The organism is Stenotrophomonas sp. INTA L402-1 (assembly GCF_059295135.1).
Map to the genome: position 1 here is coordinate 17,927 of NZ_JCAFWP010000024.1, position 26,040 is coordinate 43,966.

Genomic DNA, 26,040 nt, shown 5'->3' on the forward strand with positions numbered 1-26,040 from the left:
GTGTGGCCACGCTCAGTCCACCGCGACGGTCTGCAGGATCGCGCGCGCCAGTGCCGGACCCGAACTGGATTCGGCTTCCGCCACCAGTCGGTGACCGGCCACCGCCACGAACAGGGTCTGCACGTCTTCGGGCACCACATGGCCGCGCCCCAGCAGCAGTGCATGTGCCTTGGCCGCGCGCAGCAGCGCCAGGCCCGCACGTGGCGACAGGCCCACGCGCACACCGGCATGCTGGCGGCTGCGGGTCAGCAGCGCCTGCACATAGTCGATCAGCGCGTCGCTGGCATGCACCTGGTTCACTGCGTCGCGCAGCGCGCGCACCTGGGTGTCATCCAGTTTCGGTACGGCACGCGCGATCAGGTCGCGGCGATCGGTGCCGCGCAGCAGCTCGCGCTCGGCCTGCGCGCTGGGGTAACCCATCGCCAGTCGCAGCAGGAAGCGGTCCAGCTGCGAATCCGGCAGCGGGAACGTGCCGGACAGATCCACCGGGTTCTGCGTAGCGATCACGAAGAAAGGATCGGGCAGGGCATGGGTCTGCCCATCCAGGGTGACCTGTTGCTCGGCCATCGCTTCCAGCAACGCGCTCTGCGTGCGCGGTGGTGCGCGGTTGATCTCGTCGGCCAGCAGTACGTGGGTGAACACCGGGCCGGGGTGGAACTGGAACTGCCGGCTGCCGGCTTCATACACCGAGACGCCCAGCACATCGGCGGGCAACAGATCGGAGGTGAACTGCACGCGCTGGAAGCTGAGGCCGAGGCTGCTGGCCAGCGCATGCGCCAGCGTGGTCTTGCCCAGGCCGGGCAGATCTTCGATCAGCAGGTGACCGCCGGACAGCAATGCGACGAACGCCAGCCTGACTTCCGGCACCTTGCCCAGTACCAGTGCGTTCACCTGATCCTGTGCCTCCCGCAGGGCCTGACGCAATTGATCGGTTAGCATGCTGGGGTTGGGGGACGAAGCTGGCATGATCGTCTCAGATCTGGAATCCACTCGATTATCCATAGAGCAATGCAAGGCGAACAGCGCGCACGGACGATATTTCTCTGGTTATGGACGCTGGTCACAGCGGCCAAGCTGATCGTTGCCGCGCGCTTGCCGCTGTTCGTCGACGAAGCGTTCTATTGGCAGGAAGGCCAGCATCTGGCCGCGGCCTATTCGGATCTGCCCGGGTTGACCGCCTGGCTGGCCCGCCTGGGCGTGGAGCTCGGCGGTCATCACGTGCTTGCGCTGCGCCTGCCGTTCCTGGCCATCGGTGCGCTGTTGCCGCTGCTGGTGGTGCGCACGGCCACGCGCTGGTTCGGCAATGTGGCGGGTTGGCAGGCGGGCAGCCTCACGCTGTTGATGCCGTTGTCGGCGACGCTGGGCCTGCTGGCGGTACCCGACGTGCCGATGGCGCTGGCGGCGGTGATCTGCCTGCACGCCGGTGCGCGCCTGCTGCACAACGTGGATGCCTCTTCGGCGATGAAGCTGGCGCTGGGCCTGCTGATCGGTGCACTCAGCCACTACCGTTTCATCGGTGTCATCGGCGTCGGTTTCATCGCGCTGCTGGCATTGCCGCAGGGGCGGCGCATGCTGGCCGATCCGCGCGTGTGGGTCGCACTGGCGGTGGGCGTGCTGGCATGGCTGCCACTGCTGGCGTGGAATGCGGACAACCACGATGCCGGTCTGAAATTCCAGGTGGTCGAGCGTCATCCCTGGGCCTTTGAATGGGGCGGGCTGTGGTTCCTGGTGATCCAGCCGATGCTGGTGACGCCGATCCTGTGCATGGCGATGTGGAAGGTGGCGCTGGCAGGAACCCGGAGCGGTGGCGGTGCGCGCGTGCAGTGGCGCTATTTCGGCCTGGTGGGCGGCGTATCCACACTGGGCATTTTCGTGCTTGGCTTCTTCACTGACGTCGAGCGGATCAGTTTCCATTGGCCGCTGCCGGGCTATCTCGCACTGCTGGTGGCGGTGCCGGTAGTGCTCAACGGCTGGCCGCGCTGGCTGCGCCGCACCGGCTGGTGGCTGGCAGGCGCGGGCATGGTGCTGGCGTTCGGCTACTACCTGATGGCATCCACGCCGGCACTGCGCGAGCAGATGGCCGGCAGCAAGTACTACCCGCGCAATTTCGCTGGCTGGCAACCACTGGCCGTAGCGGTCCATGAAGAGCTGCGGCAGATGCCGGAAGGGACGCGCGTGCTGGCCGGCAACTTCAAGGTTGGCGCCGAGCTGGGCTTCCAGCTGGGCAATGGCAACATCGAGGTGCTGCCGCATCCGCTCAATGACAAGCATGGCCGCACCGCGCAGCTGGCACAGTGGGGCCTGCTGCATGAGGGCGAGCGCACGGCGCCGATGCTGCTGGTGCTGTCACCCAGTGACCAGCGCTATCGCGAACTGCTGGAGCGCTATCACGCCATCTGCGATCAGGTGGGGCCGATGCCTGCGCCACGCGTGGTCAGCAGTGATCACGGGTTCCAGCGCTTCCTGTTGTTCCGCCTGCCGGTGCAGCGCGCGGAAGGGCCGTGCGTGACGCCGGCGATGGCGTGGCTGGATGCGCCGTCCAATGGCGAGAAGGTGTCCGGCACGTTCGCGATCAAGGGCTGGGCGTTCAAGGATGGCGTCGGCCTGGCACGTGTCGAAGTGCTGGTCGATGGCCGTTCCATCGGTGACGCCCGCTATGGGCGTGTATTCGACGTGCGCCCCGTGTGGCCGGACAGCACCGATCCGCAGCACCCGGCGGTGGGCTTCGACGCATCGCTGGATACCACCACGCTGGCGCCGGGCAGGCATTGGCTGGGCCTGCGCCTGTATGGCCGCGATGGCAGCGTGGAGCAATGGCAGGAGCAGCCGTTCGAGGTCCGTTGAGGCCTCTGCTTTTGTAGGGTCGAGCCATGCTCGACTGCTTTTTCCGGGTCGCCTGCCATCTACAGCAGAAGCAGTCGGGCAGGGCTCGACGCTACAGTTCAGGGCACCGCGAAACCGGCCCTGCGCAGCAATCCGCATACTGCGATCAGCGGCAGGCCGACCAGCGCGGTCGGGTCGCGGTTGTCGATGGCGTCGAACAGGCTGATGCCCAGGCCCTCGCATTTGAAGCTGCCGGCGCAGTCCAGTGGCTGCTCGGTGGTCACGTAGCGGGCGATCTCGTCCGGTTCCAGTGCGCGGAAGCAGACTTCGGTCAGATCGACGGCCGTGAATGATTCTCCATCACGGCTGAGACAGACGGCGGTGTGGAAGCGCACGGTCTGCCCGGACATCGCTGCCAGCTGCGCACAGGCGGCCTCGACCGTACCGGGTTTGCCCAGCGGCTGGCCGTTCAGGTCCGCGACCTGGTCCGAACCGATTACCCAGGCGCCCGGATGGCGGGCAGCCACCTCGGCGGCCTTGGCCGCAGCCAGGCGCGTGGCCAGAGCCCGCGGCGCTTCGCCATTCAACGGGGTTTCATCCACCTCCGGGCGCGCGCAGTCGAAGGCAAGGCCCAATCGCTGCAGCAGCTCGCGGCGGTAGCGGGAGGTGGAGGCCAGGACCAGTGACATGCGAGAATACCGGGGCAGGGCGCGGCAGTCTGGCGTGTCCGCAGCGCCAGCGGCAAGTCCTGTATGGCGGGCATTTGACAGCCGCCGCCCCGATCCTTAGTATTCAGCGGCTTATGTCCGCGAACGTGCCCGAAACGCTGGATGCCTGGCGGATGGTTGTAGCGCGAAGGCGCTTCGACGGTCAGGTGTCCCTGGCTGAATTGACCCGCCTGCAGGGGTTGGTCGCAGATACCGACGGTGAGTGCAATTACTCGCTTGAATTCGGTCGCGACGACGTCTTGCGGGTATCCTATGTGGAATTGACCATCGACACCGCGTTGCCGCTGACCTGTCAGCGCAGCATGCAGCGATTCCTGTTGCCGGTGAAGATGACCCAGAGGCTTGGCCTGATCCGCGACGAGGACGAGGAATCGTCCCTGCCGGAGGAGTACGAGGCGTTGCTGGTGCCGGAAGACGGCCAGCTGCGTCCGCTGGACCTGGTCGAGGACGAGCTGGTGCTGGCGGTGCCTGTGGTGCCGCTGTCGCCCGACGGTGAAGCAGTCGACAAGGACTGGGCGCCGAGCGAAGAAGAAACAAAGCAGGCCAACCCGTTCGCGGCGTTGGCGGCACTGAAGAAACAATAGCAGCCGGATTGTCGTCGGCGGCTGCGGCGAAAGCGAAAGTGTGCTGGGCGCTGGCGTCCTGCGCGACGATACGACGAAGCAAAACGAACCGAGTTTGGAGCAATCCCATGGCTGTGCAGAAATCCCGTGTCACCCCGTCCCGCCGCGGCATGCGTCGTGCGCATGACGCCCTGAGCGCCAAGCAGCTGTCGACCGACCCGACCACCGGCGAAGTGCACCTGCGTCACCACATCACTGCCGATGGTTTCTACCGCGGCAAGAAGGTCATCCAGACCAAGACCTCGGCCGTCGAAGAAGATTGATGTGCCGGGAAGGCCGCTGCCTCCGGGCAGCGGCCTTTGCCTTCTTTCCCGGGTGTGCCGGTGATCGGCGGCCCGCGCAACAGGAAACATGATGAGCAAGCGGATCTACTCGAGGATCGCGGGCACCGGTAGCTATTTGCCGGAAAAAGTCCTGACCAACGCCGACCTGGAAAAAATGGTCGAAACCTCGGATGAGTGGATCCAGTCGCGCACCGGCATTCGTGAGCGGCACATCGCGGCCGAAGGCGAAACCACCAGCGACCTTGGCTACAACGCCGCCCTGCGCGCGCTTGAAGCCGCAGGCATCGACGCCTCGCAGCTCGACATGATCGTGGTCGGCACGACCACCCCTGATCTCATTTTCCCGTCCACCGCGTGCCTGATCCAGGCAAAGCTCGGTGTGGCCGGGTGCCCCGCCTTCGACGTCAACGCCGCCTGCTCGGGTTTCGTGTTCGCGTTGGGCGTGGCCGACAAGTTCATCCGCTCCGGCGACTGCAGGCACGTGCTGGTGATCGGCACCGAAACGCTGACCCGCATGGTCGACTGGAACGATCGCACCACCTGCGTGCTGTTCGGCGATGGCGCCGGTGCTGTCGTGCTCAAGGCCGACGAAGACACCGGCATCCTCAGCACCCACCTGCATGCCGATGGCAGCAAGAAGGAGCTGCTGTGGAACCCGGTTGGCGTTTCGACCGGCTTCAAGGACGGCGCCAATGGCGGCGGCACCATCAACATGAAGGGCAACGACGTGTTCAAGTACGCCGTCAAGGCGCTGGACTCGGTCGTGGACGAGACTCTGGCTGCCAACGGCCTGGACAAGTCCGACCTGGATTGGCTGATTCCGCACCAGGCCAACCTGCGCATCATCGAAGCCACCGCCAAGCGCCTGGACATGTCGATGGACCAGGTCGTGGTCACCGTCGACAAGCACGGCAATACCTCGTCCGGCTCGGTGCCGCTGGCGCTGGACGCCGCCGTGCGCTCGGGCAAGGTCGAACGTGGCCAGCTGCTGCTGCTGGAAGCCTTCGGCGGCGGCTTCACGTGGGGTTCGGCTCTGCTGCGCTATTGATAGTGCAAGTTACGACAACGTGAAGCTTTGTCGTTGCGGCCCCTTTGGGGCCGTAACGCGTTTAAGGAGGACCTGTCATGGTTGAGCCCATCGTCATCGAAGGGCAACGTGCCTGGCTGAAGCAGTACGGCAAGGGAAGCCGCGCGCTGGCCCTTGGCCTGCTCAATTTTGTTGCCCGTCGTTTTCATCTGGATGCCCTGCGCCCGCCGCCGCACCGTGGCGGTGACGCCGCGCGCGAAACCGAAGCCCGTCGCCTTGCAGAACTGCAGGCGCAGGGCGTGAACGTGCCCGATGTGCTGGGCACCGGCCATGCTGCGCTGGTGATCGGCGACAACGGCAGTTCGTTCAATACCTGCCTGCGCGAAGCCGACGAGGCCGGTCGCGACCGCCTGGTGATGGCGGCCATGCTGGCCATCGCCGCAGCGCATGCGCGCGGCGCCTATTTCGGTCAGCCGTTGCCGCGCAATCTCACCTGGGATGGCGAGAAGGTCGGTTTCATCGACTTCGAGGAAGATCCGCTGGAAGTGATGGATCTGTCCGAAGCGCAGGCCCGCGACTGGCTGATGTTCGGCTATGGCGTGGCCAAGTACTACGCCGACCGCCCCGAGCACCTGCAGGCGATGATGGCCGAGGCGATGGGCGATGCGCAGGCGCCGGTGCGCGAGCACGTGCATGCGGTCACTGGCCGCCTGCGCAGCCTGGCCCGGGTCTGCATGAAGCTGGGCCGCTCGGCGCGCGCGCTGGCCCACTCCATCTTCATCGCCCATGGCGCCAGCACCGCTGGCGTGCTGATGCTGGTGGGCCTGTGCGTGGATTTCCTCGCCGACGGCGATCTGGACGTCCTGCAGCTGTTTTGCTGACTGTGCGTCCGCCGGGCCATGCCCGGCGGCGTTCCGCGGCTGGCCCACCATACGCGTGCATACGCGCACGTACAGACGACACGGCATGTTCCCCCTTATCATGGCCCGCTTCGATTGCAACAAGCGGATGACCGCGTGACCGTATCCACCCTCGCTTTTGTCTTCCCCGGCCAGGGCTCGCAGTCTGTGGGCATGGTGGCCGAGCTGGCTGAACTGCACCCGCAGGTGCGTGAAGCCTTCACCGAGGCATCCGATGGTGCCGGCGTCGACCTGTGGGCGCTGTCCCAGGGTGGCCCGGAGGAAATGCTCAACCGCACCGAATACACCCAGCCGGCCCTGCTGGCCGCAAGCATCGGCGTGTGGCGCGCCTGGAACGCCGTGGGCGGTCCGCGCCCGTCGGTGCTGGCCGGTCACAGCCTGGGCGAGTACACCGCCCTGGTCGCCGCTGGCGCGCTGAGCCTGCATGACGGTGCGCACCTGGTGCGCCTGCGCGGCCAACTGATGCAGGAAGCCGCACCGGCCGGCGTCGGTGCCATGGCCGCCGTGCTCGGCGCCGAAGACCAGCTGGTGCTGGACGTCTGCGCCGAAGCCGCAGGCAGCCAGGTGGTGGTGCCGGCCAACTTCAATTCGCCGGGCCAGATCGTGATCGGTGGCGACGCCGACGCGGTCGACCGTGCGCTGGCGCTGCTGGCCGAGAAGGGCGTGCGCAAGGCGGTCAAGCTGGCCGTGAGCGTGCCCTCGCACACCCCGTTGATGCGCGAAGCCGCCAACCGCCTGGCCGAAGTGATGGCCGGCCTGGCCTGGCAGGCGCCGCAGCTGCCGGTGGTGCAGAACGTCGACGCCAAGGTGCATGACGGCATTGACGCGATCCGTAACGCGCTGGTCCAGCAGCTGTACCAGCCGGTGCAGTGGACCGGGTGCGTGCAGGCGCTGGCTGGCCGTGGCGTCACCCGTATCGCCGAGTGCGGCCCGGGCAAGGTGCTGACCGGTCTGGTCAAGCGTATCGACAAGGCCATCGACGGCCGTTCGCTGGCCACGCCAGGCGACTTCGAAGCCGCCCGCGAGGCATGGTCGGCCTGATCCCCCTTGTTCCTGCCGACCGTACCGGTGGCCGCTGCAAGCGGTACGGGTACGGCGGCCGTCCCAGCCTGAGGAAAACATCATGAGCAAGCCCCTGCAGGGTGAAATCGCACTGGTCACCGGCGCCAGCCGTGGCATTGGTGCCGCCATCGCCGATCTGCTGGCCGCCCAGGGCGCCACCGTCATCGGCACCGCCACCACTGAATCCGGCGCCGCCGCGATCGGTGAGCGCCTGGCCGCCCACGGTGGCCACGGCCGCGCGCTGAACGTCACCGACGCCGCCGCGCTGGACAGCGTGCTCGATGGCATCGCCAAGGAATTCGGCCCGATCTCGATCCTGGTGAACAATGCCGGCATCACCCGCGACAACCTGCTGATGCGCATGAAGGATGAGGACTGGGCGTCGATCATCGACACCAACCTGACCAGCGTGTTCCGCACCAGCAAGGCGGTGATGCGCGGCATGATGAAGGCGCGCAAGGGCCGCATCATCAATATCGCATCGGTGGTGGGCGTGACCGGCAATGCCGGCCAGGCCAACTACGCTGCCGCCAAGGCCGGCATCATCGGCTTCAGCAAGTCGCTGGCCAAGGAAATCGGTTCGCGCGGTGTCACCGTCAATGTTGTCGCACCCGGCTTCATCGACACCGACATGACCAAGGCGTTGCCGGAAGAAGCGCGTACCGCGCTGATCAACGACATCGCCCTAGAACGCCTGGGTTCGCCGGAAGACATCGCCCATGCGGTGGCCTTCCTGGCCGGCCCGGCTGCCGGTTACATCACCGGCGAAACCCTCCATGTGAACGGTGGCATGTACATGCCGTAAGCAAGGGGCGCAGGGATTGCGCCGCAAGTGGTTGATCTGCGGAGGTTTTTGCTGCGATGCAAGGCCGCGCCGGTTTCCACTACACTATCCCACGGCCATCGCCTTTGATGGCGACCACTTTTGAACCACAACTCCATCTGGAGCGAGATCCCATGAGCACCATCGAAGAACGCGTCAAGAAAATCGTCGTCGAACAGCTTGGCGTCAAGGAAGAAGAAGTCACCAACAGCGCATCGTTCGTCGATGACCTGGGCGCTGACTCGCTGGACACCGTCGAGCTGGTGATGGCCCTGGAAGAAGAATTCGAGTGCGAGATCCCGGACGAAGAAGCCGAGAAGATCAGCACCGTGCAGGCCGCCATCGACTACATCAAGGCCCACGTCAAGGCCTGATGTCAGACGGCAGTGCGCGCGCGGGCTCACGCTCGCCGCGCACCGCACCCCATGGGGCCGCTGTTGCGGCCCCGTGTGTTTGAGCATCACACCGAAGCAAACCGAGTTGCCCGTTGAAATCATCCGGGCCAGGAGAATCAGCAATGAAGCGTCGCGTCGTCGTAACCGGCCTGGGTATCGTCTCGCCGTTGGGCAATGATCTGGCCAGCAGCTGGGAAGGCATCACCCAGGGTCGTTCGGGCATCGGTCCGCTGACCAACGTTTCTGATGCCTATCTGGATCGGTTCACCACCAAGATTGCAGGTGAGGTCAAGGGATTCGACATCACCGCCGACAATGAACTGTTCGGCAAATTCCGGGTCAGCGGCAAGGATGCCAAGAAGATGGACCCGTTCATCCATTACGGCCTCGGTGCCTCGTTCATGGCCCTGCATGACTCGGGCCTTGAGATCACCGACGCCAATGCCGAGCGCATCGGCGCCATCGTCGGCGCCGGCATCGGCGGCCTGCTCGGCATCGAAGAGCAGACCATCGAGTTCCATGAGGGCAAGAAGATCTCGCCCTTCTACGTGCCCAAGACCATCATCAACATGCTGCCGGGCCAGCTGAGCATCATCACCGGCCTGAAGGGCCCGTCGTTCTCGGCGGTGTCTGCGTGCGCGACCTCGAACCATTCGATCGGCACCGCCATGCGCATGATCCAGTACGGCGATGCCGACGTGATGGTGGTCGGTGGTGCCGAGCGTGGCTCGTCGCCGACCGCACTGGGCGGCTTCTGCGCGATGAAGGCCATGAGCACCCGCAACGACGCCCCGGAACAGGCCTCGCGCCCGTGGGACAAGGACCGTGACGGCTTCGTGCTGGGCGACGGCGCCGGCATCCTGATCCTGGAAGAGTACGAGCACGCCAAGGCACGTGGCGCGAAGATCTACTGCGAACTGGCCGGCTTCGGCGCCAGCTCCGACGCGTACCACATGACCGCACCGAGCGAGAACGGCGAAGGCGCCGCCCGCTGCATGGTCATGGCCATGAAGGACGCCGGCGTGACCCCGGAACAGGTGGGCTACCTCAACGCGCACGGCACCTCCACGCCGCTGGGCGACCTGGGCGAGACCATGGCGATGAAGACCGCCTTCGGCGACCACGCCTACAAGATGATGGTCAGCTCCACCAAGTCGATGACCGGCCACCTGCTGGGTGCCGCCGGCGGCGTGGAAGCGATCTTCTCGGTGATGGCGCTGCAGGACAATGTCATTCCGCCGACCATCAACCTGCAGCAGCCGGGCGAAGGCTGCGATCTGGACTACGTGCCCAACGAAGCGCGCCAGGCCAAGGTCGACGTGGTGATGTCCAATGGCTTTGGCTTCGGCGGCACCAACGGCACGCTGATCTTCAAGCGCGTCTGACCGGCGTTGTAGAGTCGAGCCATGCTCGACTGAACGTGCAACACAGTCGAGCAAGCTCGACTCTACGCACGAGGAGGCCGCCGCAAGGCGGCTTCCGTGCATCTGAATCCCCGAACTGGCCGCCATGACCCACGCACCGCTGATCCACCCGCTGCCGCACCCGATCGATCTGCTGGCCCTGCAGCAGCACGACCCGTCGCGCTTCCCGCTGCTGATGGAATCCACCGCCTCGGGCACTGCCCAGGGCCGCTGGAGCCTGCTGCTGGCCGCGCAGGGCGATAGCCTGCGGCTGGATGCCGATGGCCAGGTGCGCGACCAGCACGACGCGGTGCAGGCCGGCAGCTTCCTGCAGGTGCTGGACCGTGCCTGGCAGCGCGAACGCCTGCCGCATGACGGCAGCCACAGCCTGCCGTTCCGCGGTGGTTGGGCGTTGATGCTGGACTACGAAGTGGCCAGCCAGATAGAACCGGTGCTGCCGGCGCGCGCACGCGAGGACGGCCGCCCGACCGCGCTGGCGCTGCGCTGCCCGGCCGCGGTGCTGCACGACCACCACCACGAGGCCAGCTTCGTCATCGCCGAAGCCGGCGAGCAGGCGTTGCTGGATGCGCTGGTGGCACTGGCCTCGGCCACGCTGCCCGAAGCCGGGCAGGGCTGGCAGCCACCGCAGTCGGTCGGCGAGGACGCGCCGCAGCGCTTCACCGACGGCGTGCGCCGGGTGATCGAATACCTGCGTGCCGGCGATGTGTTCCAGGTGAACCTGTCGCGGCGCTGGAGCGCGCAGTTTGCCGCACCGGTCAGCCCGCAGGCGCTGTACGCGCAGCTGCGCCGTGCCAACCCGGCACCGTTCGCCGGCCTGTTCAGCGCGCACGGCCGCCATGTGGTCAGTTCCTCGCCGGAGCGGCTGGTGTCGGTGCATGCCGGCCACGCGCAGACCCGTCCGATTGCCGGCACGCGTCCGCGCTTCGAGGGGGACGATGATGCTGCGCGCATCCAGGAGCTGGTCGGTCACCCGAAGGAGCGTGCCGAGCACGTGATGCTGATCGACCTGGAACGCAACGACCTGGGCCGCATCTGCCTGCCCGGCACCGTGGTGGTCGATGAGCTGATGACCGTGGAGAGCTACGCGCACGTGCATCACATCGTCAGCAACGTCAGCGGCCATCTGCGCCCGGAGGTCACCCCCGGCGAGGTGATCGCCGCCACCTTCCCCGGCGGCACCATCACCGGCTGCCCGAAGGTGCGCTGCATGCAGATCATCAGCGAGCTGGAGCAGGTGCCGCGTGGTGCCTACACCGGCGCGTTCGGCTGGCTGAACCGCGATGGCGACCTGGACCTGAACATCCTGATCCGCACCGCCGAAGTGGATGGCCACGAGGTGAGCTTCCGCACCGGCGCCGGCATCGTGGTTGATTCGGACCCGGACAAGGAACTGGACGAGACCCGCGCCAAGGCCCGCGGTCTGCTGCGCGCGCTGGGCCAGCAGGGGTAGGCGTATTCCGGTAGTGCCGGCCGCTGGCCGGCAACCTCATGCACCCATGATCCGCGCGATTGCCGGCCAGCGGCCGGCACTACCGGTACCGGTGGGTGCCATTGTTCGGGTGGGTGCCGACCGTCGGTCGGCACAGGCGCATGCCCCCGGTCATGACCCCAATCCACCGGCACGGTATCCTGCACGACGGAATCGAGTTCAGAGGTAGTCCATGGCGGGAGCCAAGCGCGGGTGTCTGTTCGTGGTAACGCTGGTGGTGGTGCTGGCCGCCGTCGTGGCCGGCGCGGGCGCGTGGTTCTTCTACCAGCAGACCCGGTTCGCCGACGCTCCGATCACCCCGTCCGCCGAAAGCGTGGTCATCGCCAGTGGCGACGGCATGAACACGGTGCTGCGCAAGCTGCGCGACGCCGGCGTGGACGAGGGCCAGGACGCGCAGTGGCAGCTGCTGGCGCGCCAGCTCGATGCGGCCGGCAAACTGAAGGTGGGTGAGTACGCGCTCAGCAACGACCTGACCCCGCGTGATCTGCTGCTGCGCATGCGCGCCGGCAAGGTGCTGCAGCACCGCGTCACGATCATTGAAGGCTGGAACATCCGCCAGTTGCGTGCCGCGCTCAAGCGCGCCGAGCCGCTGCTGCACACCACCGACAACCTCGATGACGCCGCGTTGATGCAGCGCCTCGGCTTCGGTGGCCAGCATCCGGAAGGCCGCTTCCTGCCGGAGACCTACGTCTACCAGCGTGGCGACAGCGATCTTGATGTGCTCAAGCGTGCTCACGCTGCAATGCAGGACGCACTGGATGAAGCCTGGGAAAGCCGTGCGCCGGACCTGCCGATCAACACGCCCTACGAACTGCTGACGATGGCCTCGATCATCGAGAAGGAAACCGCGCTGGCCAGCGAGCGTCCGCAGATCGCCGGCGTGTTCATGCGCCGCCTGAAGATCGGCATGCGCCTGCAGACCGACCCGACCGTGATCTACGGCATCGGTGCTGCGTATGACGGCAACATCCGCCGCCGCGACCTGACCACCGATACGCCCTACAACACCTATACCCGCGCCGGCCTGACCCCGACCCCGATCGCCATGCCCAGCCGCGATGCGCTGATGGCAGCCGCGCAACCCGCAGCGGGCGACGCGCTGTACTTCGTCGCCGTGGGCGATGGCAGTGGCGCGCACGTGTTCTCGCCCAGCCTGGACCAGCACAACGCCGCAGTGGCCCGCTACCTGCAGCAGCTGCGCCAGCAACGTACCAAGGAGACCCCGGCGCAATGAGTCCCGCGCTGCTTCGCCACCCGCGTTTCGTCAGCCTGGAAGGCGGCGAGGGCGCAGGCAAGACCACCGCCATCAATGCCATCCGTGACTGCCTGCGCAGCCACGGCCACGAGGTGGTGCTGACCCGCGAGCCGGGCGGTACGCCGCTGGCCGAGCGCATCCGTGGCCTGGTGCTGAAACCCGATGCCGAGATCGCCGCCGAGCCGCTCAGCGCCGAAGCCGAGCTGCTGCTGGTGTTCGCTGCACGCGCGCAGCATGTGCGCCAGGTGATCCAGCCGGCACTGCAGCGCGGCGCCTATGTGCTGAGCGATCGCTTCACCGATTCCAGCTACGCCTACCAGGGCGGTGGCCGTGGCCTCGACCCGCAGTGGATTGCCGATCTGGAACGACGCGCGGTGGGCCTGCTGCCGGGCCTGACCCTGCTGCTGGACGTGGACGTGGCAGTAGGCCGCGCACGCGCCAACGGGCGCGATCTGTGGCCGGACCGCATCGAAAGCGAACAGGATGATTTCTTCCAGCGCGTGCGCGAAGTGTTCCGCAGCCGCGCGCAGCAGGACCAGCAGCGCTTCGCGCTGATCGACGCCGGCCAGGTGCAGGCGCGTGTAGCGGCCGATGTGGTCGCGCAGGTCGAGCGCTGGCTGCAGGACGGGGAGGGCGCATGAGTACATTCTCGCCGTGGCAGCAGCGCGCGTTCGACCAGACCGTGGCAGCGCTCGATGCCGACCGCCTTGGTCATGGCCTGCTGATCTGCGGCCCGGCCGGGCTGGGCAAGCGCGAGGTGGCACTGGCGCTGGCCGACCACGTGCTGGCGCGCGGTGATGCCGCGCATGCCACGCGCACGCGCCAGCTGATCGCCGCCGGCACCCATCCTGACCTGCAGCTGGTCAGCTTCATTCCGAACAAGAGCGGCGACAAGCTGCGCACCGAGATCGTCATCGAGCAGGTGCGCGAGATCACCGACAAGCTGGCGCTGACCCCGCAGTACGGCGTGGCGCAGGTGGTGATCGTCGACCCGGCCGATGCGATCAACCGCTCGGCGGCCAACGCGCTGCTGAAGACGCTGGAAGAGCCGCAGCCCGGCCGCTACCTGTGGCTGATCAGCAGCGACCCGGCGCGCCTGCCGCAGACCATCCGCAGCCGTTGCCAGCGTCTGGAATTCAAGTTGCCGCCGCAGCACGAAGCGCTGGCCTGGCTGCAGCAGCAGGGCCATGGCGAAGCATCTGCGCGCGAAGCGCTGGAGGCTGCGCGTGGTCATCCCGGCCAGGCCGACAACTGGCTGCGCGAAGATGGCCTGAGCCTGCGCCGCGAAGTGGGCCGCGAACTGGAACAGCTGGCCGCCGGCAAGACCGGCGCGGTGGAGCTGGCGCAGAAGTGGTGCGGTGATGACAACGCGGCGCTGCGACTGCGCTTTGCGGCCGACCTGGCGCTGGCCCAGGCCAGCACCGATGCCTTGACCACGCCGGAGCGATTGCACAAGCTTGCAGCCTGGTTCGATGCGGCCAACCGCACCCGCGACCTGCTGCGCACCACGGTGCGTGCAGACCTTGCGGTGGTCGAGTTGCTGCTGGCCTGGAACAAGGTGAACGAGCGGCCTGCCGCAAGGGGAAATCGATGAGTGCCAGCAACGCCCGCCAGGGCATCCTGTCCCTGGCTGTGAAGGACAAAGCCGCGCTGTACAGCGCGTACATGCCGTTCGTGAAGAATGGCGGCATCTTCGTACCCACGCCCAAGCGCTACTTCCTGGGTGACGAGGTGTTCCTGCTGCTGACCCTGCCCGATTCCAGCGAACGCCTGCCGGTGGCCGGCAAGGTGATCTGGGTGACCCCGGCCGGTGCGCAGGGCAACCGTACCGCCGGCATCGGCGTGCAGCTGGCCGATGGCGCCGAAGGCGAGGGCGTGCGCCACAAGATCGAGACCCTGCTGGCTGGCCTGACCAGCTCGGACAAGCCGACCCACACGATGTGAGGCCGCGCTGGGCGGTCCTGTAGAGCCGAGCCATGCTCGGCTGCATGCCCCGAAACGCCTGTGAACCCGCCCCTCTGTAGAGTCAAGCCATGCTCGACCGCAGTCCCCGAAAACGCCCGTGAACACCTATGTGAAAAACTGTTGACGGCCTCTGAAAAGCCCCTATAATGAGCGGCTCAGCAACACACCGGGCGGTTAGCTCAGCGGTAGAGCATTGCCTTCACACGGCAAGGGTCACAGGTTCGATCCCTGTACCGCCCACCATGTTGCAGAACAAAAGAAGCCTCCAGCAATGGGGGCTTTTTTGTTGCCTGTGATTCCGTAGTGCCCGCCGAAGCGATCACCGTTTCAGCCGAGGTCCTCCAGCAGCTCGCGCGCGATCATCGCGGTTGCATCCAGCAGGTCGTGACCGCTGCCGGCCCGCACCACCACCGCCAGCAGGCTACGGCCCACATCGGCATTGCCGCCGCTCAGTTCCATCTCGCCTTCAAAGCACAGATCGGCCAACCATTCTTGGGCCTGCTGCAGTCCGCGCTTGCGGACGCGGCGGAACTCCGCGAGCAGCTTCGCCTGGCCGGCCTCCTGCTCACCATCGGCAAGCAGGCCGATGGCACCGCCGTGCGCCGCGCGCCAGATGGCCGGTAGCGGGCGACCGTTCGCGTCCACCACGTCCGCCGAGAACTGCGCGCAGTACATTTCGTAGCGCTTGCCCGCTGTGCTGCAGGGCACGATGCCGGCCTCGGCCAGCAGGCGTTCGGCTTCATCCAGTTTGCTGAACTTCAAGCGCAGCAGTGCAGGACGGCTCAGGTGTTGCGCCAGCGCCTGCTGGTTGGCGGTGAACCAGACGTTCCAGCCCACGCTTGCGCGGCCTTCCAGTGCGGCCTTGAAGTACTCCAGGTGTTCGGCGTCCATTGCGGCCTCCTGCGCTCCCTGCTCGATTGTAGCGGGAGCACATCCGGGCCGGTCAGGCATCGCCGCTGGAGAGGCAATGATGTGCCTCGCGCACCAACTGTCGTGCGGCCACGATCAGCCCGTCGGTGTGGAAAGCGCCCAACTGTTCGTCCGGGCCGCCTTCGTTACGCGCGCGGTCGGCGGCCTGCAGCAGATCGAGCACTGCGCTGAGCCCAGACATCGAACGGCGCAACGAGGCGTGGTTGCTGGCACCAAGAGTGAGGCTGTTGCACGGCTGCCCGTCATCGCCGTCGGCGCGGCTGATGGCATTGAGGCAGGCGAAGAAGGCAGGCGACTGTAGGGGCAGATTCTGTTCGTGCAAGGCGCACTCGATCTCGCGTGCGAAGTCTTCAGGCACGTCGGCGGCGACGTCGCCGATAAGGGCGAATAGGCGGGGATGGATGGCGGTGCGGTTGGTCATGGCGAAACCCTCACTGGCGCAGGGCCACCTTCCGGAGTGAAGGTGGCGGACGGTGCGGGTTGGCGTACCGGGGCAAACACAACGGAGTGAGAAATCACCCGGCGGATCGAGTGATCCCCACGCACCGCCCGCCATTGAGGGCAGTTGGTGCATTCTTGCGGCTACGCACTGCTGCGCAACCTGTCCGTTCGGTTTGCTTTTTCGAGACGCCAATCCCGGCCAAGGCGTCTTGCCTCGACGCAGCGATCATCTGGCCGGGCAATCACATCGGTCTGTAAGGAAAATTCTCAACTGTCCCTAGGCAGGCCAGACATTTCCCGTTGTGTGCCGTCCGACACCCGCGAGTAGTGCGGCCCATCACTGATGGCGCACATCGCCGCCCCTGCCGACCGTGCACGAGATGACTCCAGAGCGGCGCCGCCACGGCAATCGCGTCACCCCGCGCGGCGGAGACGGGACCATGCCACGCATGGAGCCAGAGGGTTCCATCCCTGCGCTGTCCCGCCGCCCCGGGCAGGCGTAGTCTCAGCCCGTTGCCGTGCCCATCCACTCTGGAGTGCCACCATGCCGCTCGCCCGTATCGATCTTCGCAAAGGTAAATCCGCCGATTACCTGCAACGCGTCGGCGAAACCATCTACCAGGCCATGCGCGCGGTGGGCGTGCCGGAAAACGACCGCTTCCAGATCTTTCAGGAACACGCGCCGGACACGCTGATCTACGATCCCGGCTACCTGGGCGTGGATCGCACCGACGATTTCATCTGCATCCAGATCACCTGGAACGAAGGGCGCACGTTGGAGCAGAAAAAAGCGTTGTACCTGGGCATTGCCGATGGCCTGCATGCGGCGGTGGGTATCCGCCGCGAAGACGTGTTCATCAATCTGGTGGAAGTGAAGAAGGAGAACTGGTCCTTCGGGAACGGTCAGGCGCAGTACGTGAGTTGATGCGGGAACGGTGTCTGCGCCTGACGCGGTTTGGTCAGGCCATGCGCGGCGATGCCTGCTGTTGTGCCTGTTGCTCGTCCTGCACCAGCCGGCTTGCATCGCGGGATTGCTGCTGCACGTTGGCCTGCTGATACAGCGTATCGGCGTCGCCCAGCTGCGTATCGAGCAGGGACAGACGCTGGCGATTGGCGGCCGGGTCCGGCGAGGCGGTGTCGCCGTTGCGATGCAGGAATACGTAGCCGGGTACCTCGGCGGTGCTGTTTAAACTGAATGCCACGTGCAGCGTGTCCTTTTCGCTGAAGCCGGCCTGCACCGCCGCGTGGGTCAGATGGCCGGCCAGGCGTTCATGCTCCTGTCCGGGGGGCAGTCCCTGCTGTTCGCTGGCCTGGGCGAGTGCGGTGCGCACCTTCTGGTCCAAGGCATGAAGGCTGTGCCCCGGTGCGCGCGCGTCCGCAGCCAGACGCTCGCCCAAGGGGCCATCAATGCCATCGGTTTCGCTGAGCAGACGCTGCTTCAAGCTGCGCTCGGGCAGGGGATGAGTGATGGTGCGGTTGAGTTCGCTGTTGGGGAAAGGGGGCTCAATGCTGTCCACGCCATGGATGTTGCGCAGCGGACGATAGCCGTCCTTGCCCTGTGACTGGACGCCCAGCGGAATGCGGACATCGGGCAGCAATTGCCCAACAGGGCCGCCGATGCTGTTCACGTCCAGGCTCTGCTTGCGCTGGATACCCGCATGATTCAATGCGCCCCAGGTGAAGTCCACGCAGTTGTGACGCACGTCGGCATAGTGCTTGCTGAAGCCGTGCGCCACTGGATCATCGCCGAACGCCTTGAGCTTGTTGTACTGGGCTTCGGTGATTTCGATGGTACGGACATGGGCGGGGTCCTTATAGACTTTCACGTCGTCTCTGACGATGCGCCCGGGACCATTCATGCTGCCATGCTCGACGGGTGCGAAGCCGAAACTCTGCGCCGCTTTACCTGGAGCGTGCAGAACATAGAACATGTGGCCAGGCCCGGAAGTATCAGGAATGCCATCGGGCGTCAGCTGCTGCTTTCCCGAATCGGGATCGAGCAGTGGGGTGCCGGGTGCGGCAATGACAATGTCCAGGCTGTAGCGGGGCTTGTTCATGGAAACTCCTTCGTTCCTTCGAATGAATGGTGTCACTTCCCTGCAGGACGCGAGGCGTGCACGACTAGCGTTGCCGAATAGTCTTGCAGTCCTGATATGGCATGGACCGTTTGAATCTGCAGCCGGTATCTGCTGCCGAGCTCCAGCGGCAGCGCTGTCACGTTCAGGAGGTAGCTGCCGTCGCTGCCTGATGCGAGCGAGGCATAGCGCCAGCTCTCAGAGTGGTGCCACGAGGGGAGCGGCTCAACACCGTTGCGCGCGCGTGCCTGATAGCTGTCCTGTGTTGCAATCTCCTGCCAGGTAGTGCCTTCCCGACGCTGCAGGGATACTTCGAATGGGATGTTGATACTTGCTATATCGGGCGTGCCCGTTGTGGTTGGACTTCGCCGCTGCAGTTCCAGTTCCACCGCATAAGTGCGGTAGCTGGCAAAATTGCGCGCCGTGGTTTCGAACTCGAACTGCACCTGCTGGCCGGGCGCGTCCACGGCGATGGGCTGTGAGAGTTCTAGCGGCTCTGGCGGCGGGGGAGGGCCCTTGTCGGCACAGGCGGCAAGCAGCAGCGCGCACAGACCAAGCAGGCCGATGCGCAGGCGGGGCTTGATGGGGATGGTCATGCAGGTTCCTCTGGCTCCTTGCCGTGGCCCCTGAACCCTAACGTTCGCGATGCAGGGCCCGCAAGCACGGGGAGCCCGGGAGCGCCATGCGGCGCGTTCACATCACAGCCCACAGGTTGGCGCAGCAGGCAGGGCCTGCGTCACCGTGTCGCAGGGGTCAAACCCTGAACGGGGTCCAAGGTTGACCGTGGCCCCGTAGAATGGCCGGGTGCGCCGTTCTGCTCTCCACCGCCGGTTCCAGGCCCTGGCATGGCTTGCCATGCTGCTGGTGCTGCTCGCCCCGCTGGTGAGCCGCTGGCTGGCGCACGGTCACGTGGCTGCCGCTGCGCCGGTGGCAGCCATGGACCACGCAATGCACGCGGAGCATGCGCAGCACGCGATGGACGGGCACCACGACCATCACGCGATGGCGATGCCGCACGGCGACGCCGCAAAGAAGCCGGCCGTCGATCCACACGCCGATCATGAGATGGGCGTGGATTGCGATTACTGCCTGATCGCAGCGCGGTTGATCACCCTGTTGGTGGCGGCATTGCTGCTGTTGACGCCGATGGCACCGGTGTGCCGCGCGCTGCGCGGTGCGGTGCGGGCGCTGCCGCAACGGATCAGCGGCACATTGGGAGCGCGTGGGCCGCCGGCCTTCATGGCCGCCTGAGCCGCACGCGCGTTGCACTGATCTGCCTTCCATGAGGTTGCCGGCCACGGCCGGTGCCCGCACGCGCGTGTTTGTCCCTTTCTGATTGCTGCCCTGCCATTGCGGGGTGGCCTTGCATGCCGTGAACAAATGAAAACGAACTCCAACTCCGCGCACCTGCGCCGGGCGACGCTGCCTGTCCTGTGCGCGTTGCTCCTGCACGCCGCGCCCCTGCTTGCCGCTGATGCGGCATCACCGACCACGCTGGATACCGTGCGGGTGGTCGATACCCGCAGCGGCGAACTCTCGTCCACCGCCAACGCCGGATCCGCACTGGGCCTGAGCGTGCTGCAGACACCGGCCAGCCTGACGGTGATTTCGCGCGAACAGCTGGAACAGCGTGGCGACAGCAACCTCAACGATGCAATCAGCCGGGCAGGCGCGATCAGTGCGATGCCGCACCCCGGCAACGGCCTGAGCGCGCTGTCCAGCCGCGGCTTCACCGATGGCGCCTCGGTGATGCGCCTGTACGACGGGCTGCGCCAGTACGGCGGCGTGTGCATCACGTTCCCGTTCGATACCTGGTCGATCGAGCGCATCGAAGTGCTGCGCGGGCCGGCCTCGGTGATCCACGGTGATGGCGCGATCGGCGGCGTGATCAACATCGTGCCGAAGAAGCCCTCGCGCGGTGCCATCGAAAACGAGATCAGCGTGACCGTGGGCAGCGAGGACACCGCGCGCCTGGGCTTCGGCAGCGGTGGCGCGCTGACGCCCGAGCTGGCCTACCGGCTGGATGTGAGTGGCAACTACAGCGGCGGTTGGGTGGACCGTGGCCGCAACAACGATGCGACGTTCTCCGGCGCGCTGCTGTGGCAGCCGCGCACCGACCTGCAGCTGACCCTCACCCATGCGCAGGGCTACCAGCAGCCGATGCGTTACTTCGGCACGCCGCTGGTCGAGGGCCGCCAGCTGGAGGCGTTGCGCCACCGCAACTACAACGTGGATGACAGCGAGATCCGCTACCGTGACCGCTGGACCCAGCTCGATGCGCTGTGGACGCCGACCGCGAACGTGGAATGGCGCACGCGCCTCTACCAGATCGACAGCCAACGCGATTGGCGCAATGCCGAGGCCTATGTCTACAACCGCGCCACTGGCTTGATTGATCGATCGGGCAATACCGAGATCACTCACAACCAGGATCAGACCGGACTGACCTCGACGATGCGTGTGCAGGGAACGGCGGGTGACCTGCAGAACAGCTTCGCGGTGGGCCTGGACGCCAATCGCGCGCACTTCAAGCACACCAACAACACCTATGCTGGCAGCTCGGGCCCGGTCGGCCCGTTCGATCCGGTGCCGGGCCACTTCGTCAGCGACGCGCCGAACCTGCCGCGCTACCGCAACCGCGCCGAGCAGTACGCGCTGTTCGTGGAAGACCGCGTGGCGCTGAGCGAGCGCTGGTCGGTGCTGGGTGGGCTGCGTCACGACCGCGCGCGCATCGACCGCACCGATCTGATCAGTGGCCAGAACGCATTCTCGAAGACCTACAGCAGCACCGGCTGGCGTGCAGGCACGGTGTTCGCGCTGCAGCCGACGCTGAGCCTATATGCGCAGTACTCGCAGGCGGCGGACCCTGTCAGTGGCCTGCTGATGATCAGCCCGGCCAACGGTGCCTTCGACCTGGCCAAGGGGCGGCAGATCGAAGTGGGCCTGAAGCAGGCGTTCGATGGCGGCGAGTGGACGCTGGCGGCGTATCGCATCCGCAAGACCGGGCTGCTCAGCCGCGATCCGCTGGTACCGGACCGCCGCGTGCAGGTGGGCGCGCAGACCTCGCGCGGTATCGAGGCGTCGTTGAACTGGAACTTCGCGCCGCACTGGACGTTGGATGCCAACGCCACGGTGCTGAAGGCCGAGTTCGAGGACTTCCTGGAAACCACCGGTTCGCCGCCGATGCTGGTCTCGCGTGATGGCAACGTGCCGCCGAACGTGGCCGAACGCCTGGCCAATGTGTGGTTGAGCTGGCGGTTCGCGCCGGACTGGAGCGCGGCGGGTGGCGTTCGCTATGTCGGCAAGCGCTACGCCGACAATGCCAATACGCTGGAATTGCCCGGCTACAGCACCACCGATCTGGCGCTGACCTGGCAGGCAGCACCGCGCACGCGGCTGACCGCTCGCCTGTTCAACGTGTTCGACAAGGCGTACTACGCCACCGCGTACTACACCAGTACACAGTGGCTGCTGGGCGCGGATCGCCGCGTCGAGTTCACCGTCGATCATCGCTTCTGAGGACGCGCACCATGTCGCTGCGATCCACCGCCAAGCGCTGGACCTACCTGGTGCACCGCTGGCTGGGCATCGGCGGATGCCTGCTGATGCTGTTGTGGTTCGTCAGCGGGATGGTGATGTTGTTCATCGGCTACCCGAAGCTGACGCCCGGTGAACGTCTGGCGGCATTGCCGGTGCTGCCGGAGGCCCACGATCTGCACGGGCTGTCGGTGCTGCCTGCCGCCGTGCAGGCCGAGCCGGAGGCCGTGGCACTGACCACGCTGCGCGGCGAGCCGGCGTATGTGGTGCGCGCGGGAAGCAACGTTGGGGCGTGGTTAGCCGTCACTGGCCAGGCCCTGCTGCCGGTGTCGGCACAGCGCGCCGAAGCATCGGCGGCACAGTTCGCCGGCGGTCCGGCCTTCGTTGGTGCGATGCGGGTGGACGAGGATCGCTGGACGCATTCGCGCGCGCTGGACGCGCACCGGCCGCTGTACCGGGTGGAGGTGGGGGGCGCACAGCCCGGTGACCTGTATGTGTCCTCGCGCACCGGTGAAGTGGTGCTGGACGCACCGCATGTGCAGCAGCGCTGGAACTATGTGGGGGCCTGGCTGCACTGGCTGTATTTCCTGCGCATGCAGTCGGTGGATCCGGTGTGGACGTGGGTGGTGATCGTGCTGTCCGCGCTGTGCACGGTGGCGGCGGTCAGCGGGATCGTGGTGGGGATATGGCGCTGGCGTTTCCGTGGGCACTATCGCTCGGGTGCGAAGACACCGTATGTCGAGCCGTGGATGCGCTGGCACCATCTGATCGGACTGGTGGCGGCCGCCTTCGTTTTTACCTGGATCTTCAGCGGGCTGATGTCGATGAATCCGCTGGGGATTTTCAACAGCACGCGCGAGGCGATCGACAGCGGACGCTATCGCGGTGGTGCGGTGGCGGTGGATGGCGCATTGGGTACACCAGCGGCGCTGCTGGCGGTGGCCGACGCTACGCGGTTCAAGCCGGTGGAGATCCAGTGGCGGCGCATCGGTGGTGAACTGTTTGCGGTGCTGCTGGATGGACAAGGCGATACCCGCATCGTGTCCCAGGTTGAAGGGCAGTTGCAGGTTGCGCGCGTGTTGCCCGCAGAGTGGCTGCAGCAGAAGGCAGGGGCGATGTCCGACGTGCCGATGCAGGGTTTCGCAGTCCAGCAAGCGCCGGATGCGTACTTCTATCCGCGTGCACCGGAGGCCATGAATGGTGCGGCGGTGCGCCGCTTCCCGGTAGCAGTGGTGAACTTCGGCGATGCCGAGGCGACGCGCGTCTATCTCGACTTGGCCACCGGTGATCCGTTGCTGACGATGGGGCATCGCGAGCGGGTGGGGCGCTGGCTGTTCTACTTCCTGCACAGCTGGGACCTACCGGCGATGTTGCGCCAGGAAGGTGCCCGACTGGCTGTGTTGCTGCTGCTGAGCGCTGCTGGCACCGCGTTGTGTGCCACGGCGACGGTGATCGGCTATCGGCGATTGCGGACGAAGCTGCGGCGAAGGCGACGTTGATGTCCTGGCCTACACCCGCAGCCAACGCGTGGACACGGCCACCAGCAACAAGGCCGTGGCCACGCCGATGAACGCGGCGATCAGGCCGAAGTGGTTGGCGGCGAAGCCGATCAACGCCGGCCCGGCAAGGATGCCGGCGAAGCCCAGTGTGGATACCGCGGTGATCGCCAGCGCACCCGGCATGCGGGTCTGGTGGCCAGCCAGTGAGAACAGCGCGGGTGCGATGTTGGCGCAGCCGAGGCCGACCAGAACATAGCCGATCAGCGACGCCTGCCACGGCGTGACCAGCGTCAGCACCAGCACGCCAGCGGCGGCAAGCAGAGCACCGAACACGATCGCGCGCTCACGGCCCATACGCGCTACCAGCGCATCGCCGAACAGGCGTGCGACGGTCATGGTCAGGGTGAAGGTCACATAGCCGATACCGGCAATGCTGGCATCGACGCGGCGCACATCGCTGAGGAAGACCGCGCTCCAGTCCAGCATCGCGCCTTCGCCGAGGAAGGCGACGAACGCCAGCACGCCGATGAACAGCACGATGCCGTGCGGAATGGCCAGCATCGGTGTGTCGTGCGGCATGCGCTCGCTGTGCCAGTAGGCGGCCGACAACAGCATCACCAGCAGCATGGCGCCGACGCCGATCATCACCGATGCCAGTGGCGGCAGCTGTGCGGAGAGCAATACGGTCATCGTTGCCGCGCCGAGGAAGCCGCCGATGCTGAAGAAGGCATGGAAGCCGGACATCATCACCCGCCGTGCTTCGCGCTCGACAATGACGGCCTGCACGTTCATCGTGCAGTCCATCGCGCCGACAGCTGCGCCGAACACGAACAGCACCAGCCCCAGCGTCCAGGCCGAACCGGCCAGCGCCAGGCCGGGCACGGTCAGGCAGATCAGCAGGCTGCTGGCCACCATCACCTGCCGGCAGCCCAGGCGTGCGGCCAGTACACCGGACAGCGGCATGGCCAGCAGCGAACCGGCACCGAGGCAGAGCAGCACCAGGCCCAGCGTAGCGTCGTTGATGTCGGTGCGCGCCTTGGCGAACGGCACCAGTGTTGCCCACAACGCCGTGGCGAAACCGGGAATGAAGAATGCAGCGCGGGTCGCGTGCTGTTCGGCACGCGCGCGATTGGCGACGGACATGGGCAGTAAGGTCAGGGCGGGGTGGGGTGTACCGCGATGCCGGCGGCGCGGAAGCGCGCGGCCAGTGCGGGCGGTGCCGAGGTGGTCAGCACCAGATCGTCGATCTCGTCGAGGCTGGCAATCTGCCAGTTGCCGCGCGCACCGAGCTTTTCGGTGGTAGCGGCGACGATGACGCGGCTGCTGCAGGCCACCATCGCGCGCTTCAGCGTGGCTTCTTCCGCATCCATCGCCCACATGCCGGTGTCGCCGTCCACCGCGCAGGGGCCGGGCAGGTACACGTCGGCGCGCAGGCGCTGCACCTGGGCCAACGCTTCGGCACCGACCGCACCGCCACCGCTGGCGAGGCGACCGCCGATCAGCTGCACCGAGGTGCCTTCAAGCACACTGGCAGCGGTGGCGATCTGCGGCGCGTTGGTGATCACCGTCAGGCCGAGAGCGGCCGGCAGCTGCTGGGCGATCGCCAGATTGGTCGACCCGGCGTCGAGCAGTACCACCTGGCCGGGGAGCAGCAGCGCGCAGACGCGTGCGGCGAGCTCGGCCTTGTCGCCGCGGTCGCGGGTCAGTCGCTCGCGCAGCGGGCGTTCCTTTGGCGGCGGCAGCACGGCGCCCCCGTAGACACGCTGGCACAGGCCTTGGGCGGCCAGCTCGCGCAGATCGCGCCGGATCGAATCCTCGGAAACCGCATAGCGGTGCGCCAGTTCAGCGGCCACCACACGGCCCTGTTGGCGCAGTTCGTCGAGGATCAGCTGGGTGCGCTGGGCGGGCAGGGGGCTGGGATCGGAGCTCATGCTGCAAGTCTGCATGTTCGTGCATCAACGTGCAACAACGTGCATTCGGCCGGGTGGACACAGAACGGCTGGACTGCCGGTGAACCTGCCCGCGTCCGGGTCTATGGATCACCTTCGTGGCCCGGCATCATGGCGGGGCACTTGGCATGGAATCCCCGATGTCCCCCACCGTTCACCGAAAGCTGCGCATCGGCGTGGACCAGTACACCGGCCAGAAAGTGGTCGACCAGCAGTTCCACGAATGCGACTTTTCCGGCGCTGACCTCACCGCCACCGAGTTCATCAACTGCAGCTTCTATGACGCTGAAAACCGCGCCGGTTGCCGTTTCAACGGCGCCACATTGAAGGAAGCCAGCTTTCGTAGTTGCGACATCAGCATGTGCAACTTCAGTTTCATCAAGGCGCTGGGCCTGGAGATCAGCGAGTGCCGTGCGCAGGGCGCGGACTTCAGCAACGCCAGCTTCATGAACCAGATCACCACGCGCAGCTGGTTCTGCAGCGCCTTCATCAAGAAATCGAACCTGCGCTACGCCAATTTCTCGCGGGTGACGCTGGAGAAGTGCGAACTGTGGGAGAACCGCTGGGACGGCGCCAACGTGAGCGGTGCCAGTTTCGCAGGATCGGATCTGTCCGGGGGGCAGTTCGAGGGTATCGACTGGAACAGCGCCAACTTCACCGACTGCAACCTGACCAACTCGGAGCTGGGCGAGCTGGACCTGCGCAGCACCAATCTGCGCGGCGCCACGCTGGATGTGCAGCAGGTGGCGCTGTTGATGCAGCGCATCGGCATTACCGTGGTGCCGTAGACA

The 26,040-nt window shown here is 66.3% G+C and carries 27 protein-coding genes and 1 tRNA gene; 20 read left to right on the forward strand and 8 right to left on the reverse strand.

Going from position 1 to position 26,040, the window contains the following annotated elements; translation table 11 throughout:
- Positions 1 to 12: 12 nt before the first annotated feature.
- On the reverse strand, positions 13 to 966 hold the full coding sequence (locus tag AC5O77_RS14210) for an AAA family ATPase (RefSeq protein ID WP_478058231.1): 954 nt from the start codon (positions 964 to 966) through the stop codon (positions 13 to 15).
- Positions 967 to 1,008: 42 nt separating this feature from the next.
- Between AC5O77_RS14210 and AC5O77_RS14215 the strand changes: the two genes are divergently transcribed.
- On the forward strand, positions 1,009 to 2,844 hold the full coding sequence (locus AC5O77_RS14215; RefSeq protein WP_032127769.1) for a glycosyltransferase family 39 protein: 1,836 nt from the start codon (positions 1,009 to 1,011) through the stop codon (positions 2,842 to 2,844).
- Positions 2,845 to 2,942: 98 nt separating this feature from the next.
- Here the strand turns inward: AC5O77_RS14215 and AC5O77_RS14220 are convergent, their stop codons facing one another.
- Positions 2,943 to 3,512 (reverse strand): Maf family protein, encoded by a 570-nt coding sequence (locus tag AC5O77_RS14220; protein WP_049400644.1) that lies wholly within the window; start codon positions 3,510 to 3,512, stop codon positions 2,943 to 2,945.
- A gap of 113 nt (positions 3,513 to 3,625) precedes the next feature.
- Here AC5O77_RS14220 and AC5O77_RS14225 point away from each other — a divergent pair, with 113 nt between their 5' ends.
- The 14 genes from AC5O77_RS14225 (at position 3,626) to AC5O77_RS14290 (ending at position 15,061) form a co-directional block, all read left to right on the forward strand.
- A complete protein-coding gene (locus tag AC5O77_RS14225) occupies positions 3,626 to 4,135 on the forward strand; it encodes a YceD family protein (RefSeq protein ID WP_032127767.1) in 510 nt (169 codons plus the stop codon).
- A gap of 107 nt (positions 4,136 to 4,242) precedes the next feature.
- On the forward strand, positions 4,243 to 4,437 hold the full coding sequence (rpmF, locus tag AC5O77_RS14230) for a 50S ribosomal protein L32 (RefSeq protein WP_004154640.1): 195 nt from the start codon (positions 4,243 to 4,245) through the stop codon (positions 4,435 to 4,437).
- Between the two features lie 91 nt (positions 4,438 to 4,528).
- Positions 4,529 to 5,506, forward strand: coding sequence for a beta-ketoacyl-ACP synthase III (locus tag AC5O77_RS14235; RefSeq protein WP_032127766.1), 978 nt, complete (start codon positions 4,529 to 4,531; stop codon positions 5,504 to 5,506).
- Positions 5,507 to 5,583: 77 nt separating this feature from the next.
- The gene (locus AC5O77_RS14240; protein WP_032127765.1) at positions 5,584 to 6,366 is read left to right on the forward strand and encodes a BUD32 family EKC/KEOPS complex subunit; all 783 of its coding nucleotides are present in this window, start codon (positions 5,584 to 5,586) and stop codon (positions 6,364 to 6,366) included.
- Positions 6,367 to 6,501: 135 nt separating this feature from the next.
- Positions 6,502 to 7,446, forward strand: coding sequence for an ACP S-malonyltransferase (gene fabD / locus AC5O77_RS14245; RefSeq protein ID WP_478058232.1), 945 nt, complete (start codon positions 6,502 to 6,504; stop codon positions 7,444 to 7,446).
- Between the two features lie 82 nt (positions 7,447 to 7,528).
- Complete coding sequence (gene fabG, locus AC5O77_RS14250; RefSeq protein ID WP_004146899.1) at positions 7,529 to 8,272, forward strand: 3-oxoacyl-ACP reductase FabG; 744 nt, start codon at positions 7,529 to 7,531, stop codon at positions 8,270 to 8,272.
- 152 nt (positions 8,273 to 8,424) lie between these two features.
- Complete coding sequence (acpP, locus tag AC5O77_RS14255; protein ID WP_005415509.1) at positions 8,425 to 8,664, forward strand: acyl carrier protein; 240 nt, start codon at positions 8,425 to 8,427, stop codon at positions 8,662 to 8,664.
- A 143-nt stretch (positions 8,665 to 8,807) separates the two neighbouring features.
- Positions 8,808 to 10,070: a beta-ketoacyl-ACP synthase II gene (gene fabF / locus AC5O77_RS14260; RefSeq protein WP_049463472.1), complete on the forward strand. Its 1,263-nt coding sequence runs from the start codon at positions 8,808 to 8,810 to the stop codon at positions 10,068 to 10,070.
- Positions 10,071 to 10,194: 124 nt separating this feature from the next.
- Complete coding sequence (locus AC5O77_RS14265; protein ID WP_478058233.1) at positions 10,195 to 11,559, forward strand: aminodeoxychorismate synthase component I; 1,365 nt, start codon at positions 10,195 to 10,197, stop codon at positions 11,557 to 11,559.
- 211 nt (positions 11,560 to 11,770) lie between these two features.
- Complete coding sequence (gene mltG, locus AC5O77_RS14270; protein WP_317217318.1) at positions 11,771 to 12,832, forward strand: endolytic transglycosylase MltG; 1,062 nt, start codon at positions 11,771 to 11,773, stop codon at positions 12,830 to 12,832.
- The gene (gene tmk, locus AC5O77_RS14275) at positions 12,829 to 13,494 is read left to right on the forward strand and encodes a dTMP kinase (protein ID WP_478058234.1); all 666 of its coding nucleotides are present in this window, start codon (positions 12,829 to 12,831) and stop codon (positions 13,492 to 13,494) included. The genes mltG and tmk overlap by 4 nt, the downstream gene beginning before the upstream one ends.
- Positions 13,491 to 14,447 (forward strand): DNA polymerase III subunit delta', encoded by a 957-nt coding sequence (locus tag AC5O77_RS14280; protein ID WP_350259907.1) that lies wholly within the window; start codon positions 13,491 to 13,493, stop codon positions 14,445 to 14,447. Before tmk ends, AC5O77_RS14280 begins: the two co-directional genes overlap by 4 nt.
- Positions 14,444 to 14,797 (forward strand): PilZ domain-containing protein, encoded by a 354-nt coding sequence (locus tag AC5O77_RS14285; protein WP_004146965.1) that lies wholly within the window; start codon positions 14,444 to 14,446, stop codon positions 14,795 to 14,797. Before AC5O77_RS14280 ends, AC5O77_RS14285 begins: the two co-directional genes overlap by 4 nt.
- 189 nt (positions 14,798 to 14,986) lie before the next feature.
- Positions 14,987 to 15,061, forward strand: a tRNA-Val gene (locus AC5O77_RS14290).
- Positions 15,062 to 15,145: 84 nt separating this feature from the next.
- Here AC5O77_RS14290 and AC5O77_RS14295 read toward each other — a convergent pair.
- The gene (locus AC5O77_RS14295; protein ID WP_164079933.1) at positions 15,146 to 15,709 is read right to left on the reverse strand and encodes a hypothetical protein; all 564 of its coding nucleotides are present in this window, start codon (positions 15,707 to 15,709) and stop codon (positions 15,146 to 15,148) included.
- Between the two features lie 52 nt (positions 15,710 to 15,761).
- Positions 15,762 to 16,169, reverse strand: a complete 408-nt coding sequence (locus AC5O77_RS14300; protein ID WP_478058235.1) for a hypothetical protein — start codon at positions 16,167 to 16,169, stop codon at positions 15,762 to 15,764.
- A 564-nt stretch (positions 16,170 to 16,733) separates the two neighbouring features.
- On the opposite strand from AC5O77_RS14300, the gene AC5O77_RS14305 reads away from it, so the two are divergent.
- Positions 16,734 to 17,114 (forward strand): tautomerase family protein, encoded by a 381-nt coding sequence (locus AC5O77_RS14305; RefSeq protein WP_032127756.1) that lies wholly within the window; start codon positions 16,734 to 16,736, stop codon positions 17,112 to 17,114.
- Positions 17,115 to 17,148: 34 nt separating this feature from the next.
- Here the strand turns inward: AC5O77_RS14305 and AC5O77_RS14310 are convergent, their stop codons facing one another.
- Positions 17,149 to 18,246, reverse strand: a complete 1,098-nt coding sequence (locus tag AC5O77_RS14310; protein WP_478058236.1) for an XVIPCD domain-containing protein — start codon at positions 18,244 to 18,246, stop codon at positions 17,149 to 17,151.
- Positions 18,247 to 18,278: 32 nt separating this feature from the next.
- On the reverse strand, positions 18,279 to 18,860 hold the full coding sequence (locus AC5O77_RS14315; RefSeq protein ID WP_430345018.1) for a hypothetical protein: 582 nt from the start codon (positions 18,858 to 18,860) through the stop codon (positions 18,279 to 18,281).
- 259 nt (positions 18,861 to 19,119) lie between these two features.
- On the opposite strand from AC5O77_RS14315, the gene AC5O77_RS14320 reads away from it, so the two are divergent.
- The 3 genes from AC5O77_RS14320 (at position 19,120) to AC5O77_RS14330 (ending at position 23,300) form a co-directional block, all read left to right on the forward strand.
- Positions 19,120 to 19,515, forward strand: a complete 396-nt coding sequence (locus AC5O77_RS14320; protein ID WP_478058237.1) for a DUF2946 family protein — start codon at positions 19,120 to 19,122, stop codon at positions 19,513 to 19,515.
- 129 nt (positions 19,516 to 19,644) lie between these two features.
- A complete protein-coding gene (locus AC5O77_RS14325) occupies positions 19,645 to 21,783 on the forward strand; it encodes a TonB-dependent receptor (RefSeq protein ID WP_478058238.1) in 2,139 nt (712 codons plus the stop codon).
- A gap of 11 nt (positions 21,784 to 21,794) precedes the next feature.
- Positions 21,795 to 23,300, forward strand: coding sequence for a PepSY domain-containing protein (locus tag AC5O77_RS14330; protein ID WP_478058239.1), 1,506 nt, complete (start codon positions 21,795 to 21,797; stop codon positions 23,298 to 23,300).
- 9 nt (positions 23,301 to 23,309) lie between these two features.
- Here AC5O77_RS14330 and AC5O77_RS14335 read toward each other — a convergent pair whose 3' ends face one another.
- Both AC5O77_RS14335 and AC5O77_RS14340 read right to left on the reverse strand, forming a co-directional pair.
- On the reverse strand, positions 23,310 to 24,443 hold the full coding sequence (locus AC5O77_RS14335) for an MFS transporter (RefSeq protein ID WP_478058240.1): 1,134 nt from the start codon (positions 24,441 to 24,443) through the stop codon (positions 23,310 to 23,312).
- 11 nt (positions 24,444 to 24,454) lie between these two features.
- Positions 24,455 to 25,231 carry a DeoR/GlpR family DNA-binding transcription regulator gene (locus AC5O77_RS14340; protein ID WP_478058241.1) on the reverse strand — a complete coding sequence of 259 codons (777 nt, stop codon included), beginning with the start codon at positions 25,229 to 25,231 and terminating at the stop codon, positions 24,455 to 24,457.
- A 158-nt stretch (positions 25,232 to 25,389) separates the two neighbouring features.
- Here AC5O77_RS14340 and smqnr point away from each other — a divergent pair, with 158 nt between their 5' ends.
- Positions 25,390 to 26,037 (forward strand): SmQnr family pentapeptide repeat protein, encoded by a 648-nt coding sequence (gene smqnr, locus AC5O77_RS14345; protein ID WP_317217323.1) that lies wholly within the window; start codon positions 25,390 to 25,392, stop codon positions 26,035 to 26,037.
- Positions 26,038 to 26,040 lie beyond the last annotated feature (3 nt).

Bases quoted from the DNA above. Each gene is read 5' to 3' on its own strand.
- AC5O77_RS14220 (WP_049400644.1), bottom strand. From the start codon at position 3,512: ATGTCACTGGTCCTGGCCTCCACCTCCCGCTACCGCCGCGAGCTGCTG.
- AC5O77_RS14330 (WP_478058239.1), top strand. From the start codon at position 21,795: ATGTCGCTGCGATCCACCGCCAAGCGCTGGACCTACCTGGTGCACCGC.
- AC5O77_RS14325 (WP_478058238.1), top strand. From the start codon at position 19,645: ATGAAAACGAACTCCAACTCCGCGCACCTGCGCCGGGCGACGCTGCCT.
- AC5O77_RS14305 (WP_032127756.1), top strand. From the start codon at position 16,734: ATGCCGCTCGCCCGTATCGATCTTCGCAAAGGTAAATCCGCCGATTAC.
- AC5O77_RS14225 (WP_032127767.1), top strand. From the start codon at position 3,626: ATGTCCGCGAACGTGCCCGAAACGCTGGATGCCTGGCGGATGGTTGTA.
- AC5O77_RS14340 (WP_478058241.1), bottom strand. From the start codon at position 25,231: ATGAGCTCCGATCCCAGCCCCCTGCCCGCCCAGCGCACCCAGCTGATC.
- AC5O77_RS14335 (WP_478058240.1), bottom strand. From the start codon at position 24,443: ATGTCCGTCGCCAATCGCGCGCGTGCCGAACAGCACGCGACCCGCGCT.
- AC5O77_RS14295 (WP_164079933.1), bottom strand. From the start codon at position 15,709: ATGGACGCCGAACACCTGGAGTACTTCAAGGCCGCACTGGAAGGCCGC.
- AC5O77_RS14235 (WP_032127766.1), top strand. From the start codon at position 4,529: ATGAGCAAGCGGATCTACTCGAGGATCGCGGGCACCGGTAGCTATTTG.
- AC5O77_RS14240 (WP_032127765.1), top strand. From the start codon at position 5,584: ATGGTTGAGCCCATCGTCATCGAAGGGCAACGTGCCTGGCTGAAGCAG.
- fabF (WP_049463472.1), top strand. From the start codon at position 8,808: ATGAAGCGTCGCGTCGTCGTAACCGGCCTGGGTATCGTCTCGCCGTTG.
- acpP (WP_005415509.1), top strand. From the start codon at position 8,425: ATGAGCACCATCGAAGAACGCGTCAAGAAAATCGTCGTCGAACAGCTT.
- AC5O77_RS14285 (WP_004146965.1), top strand. From the start codon at position 14,444: ATGAGTGCCAGCAACGCCCGCCAGGGCATCCTGTCCCTGGCTGTGAAG.
- smqnr (WP_317217323.1), top strand. From the start codon at position 25,390: ATGTCCCCCACCGTTCACCGAAAGCTGCGCATCGGCGTGGACCAGTAC.
- tmk (WP_478058234.1), top strand. From the start codon at position 12,829: ATGAGTCCCGCGCTGCTTCGCCACCCGCGTTTCGTCAGCCTGGAAGGC.
- AC5O77_RS14215 (WP_032127769.1), top strand. From the start codon at position 1,009: ATGCAAGGCGAACAGCGCGCACGGACGATATTTCTCTGGTTATGGACG.
- AC5O77_RS14320 (WP_478058237.1), top strand. From the start codon at position 19,120: ATGCTGCTGGTGCTGCTCGCCCCGCTGGTGAGCCGCTGGCTGGCGCAC.
- fabG (WP_004146899.1), top strand. From the start codon at position 7,529: ATGAGCAAGCCCCTGCAGGGTGAAATCGCACTGGTCACCGGCGCCAGC.
- AC5O77_RS14280 (WP_350259907.1), top strand. From the start codon at position 13,491: ATGAGTACATTCTCGCCGTGGCAGCAGCGCGCGTTCGACCAGACCGTG.
- AC5O77_RS14300 (WP_478058235.1), bottom strand. From the start codon at position 16,169: ATGACCAACCGCACCGCCATCCATCCCCGCCTATTCGCCCTTATCGGC.
- AC5O77_RS14210 (WP_478058231.1), bottom strand. From the start codon at position 966: ATGCCAGCTTCGTCCCCCAACCCCAGCATGCTAACCGATCAATTGCGT.
- mltG (WP_317217318.1), top strand. From the start codon at position 11,771: ATGGCGGGAGCCAAGCGCGGGTGTCTGTTCGTGGTAACGCTGGTGGTG.
- AC5O77_RS14315 (WP_430345018.1), bottom strand. From the start codon at position 18,860: ATGACCATCCCCATCAAGCCCCGCCTGCGCATCGGCCTGCTTGGTCTG.
- AC5O77_RS14265 (WP_478058233.1), top strand. From the start codon at position 10,195: ATGACCCACGCACCGCTGATCCACCCGCTGCCGCACCCGATCGATCTG.
- rpmF (WP_004154640.1), top strand. From the start codon at position 4,243: ATGGCTGTGCAGAAATCCCGTGTCACCCCGTCCCGCCGCGGCATGCGT.
- AC5O77_RS14310 (WP_478058236.1), bottom strand. From the start codon at position 18,246: ATGAACAAGCCCCGCTACAGCCTGGACATTGTCATTGCCGCACCCGGC.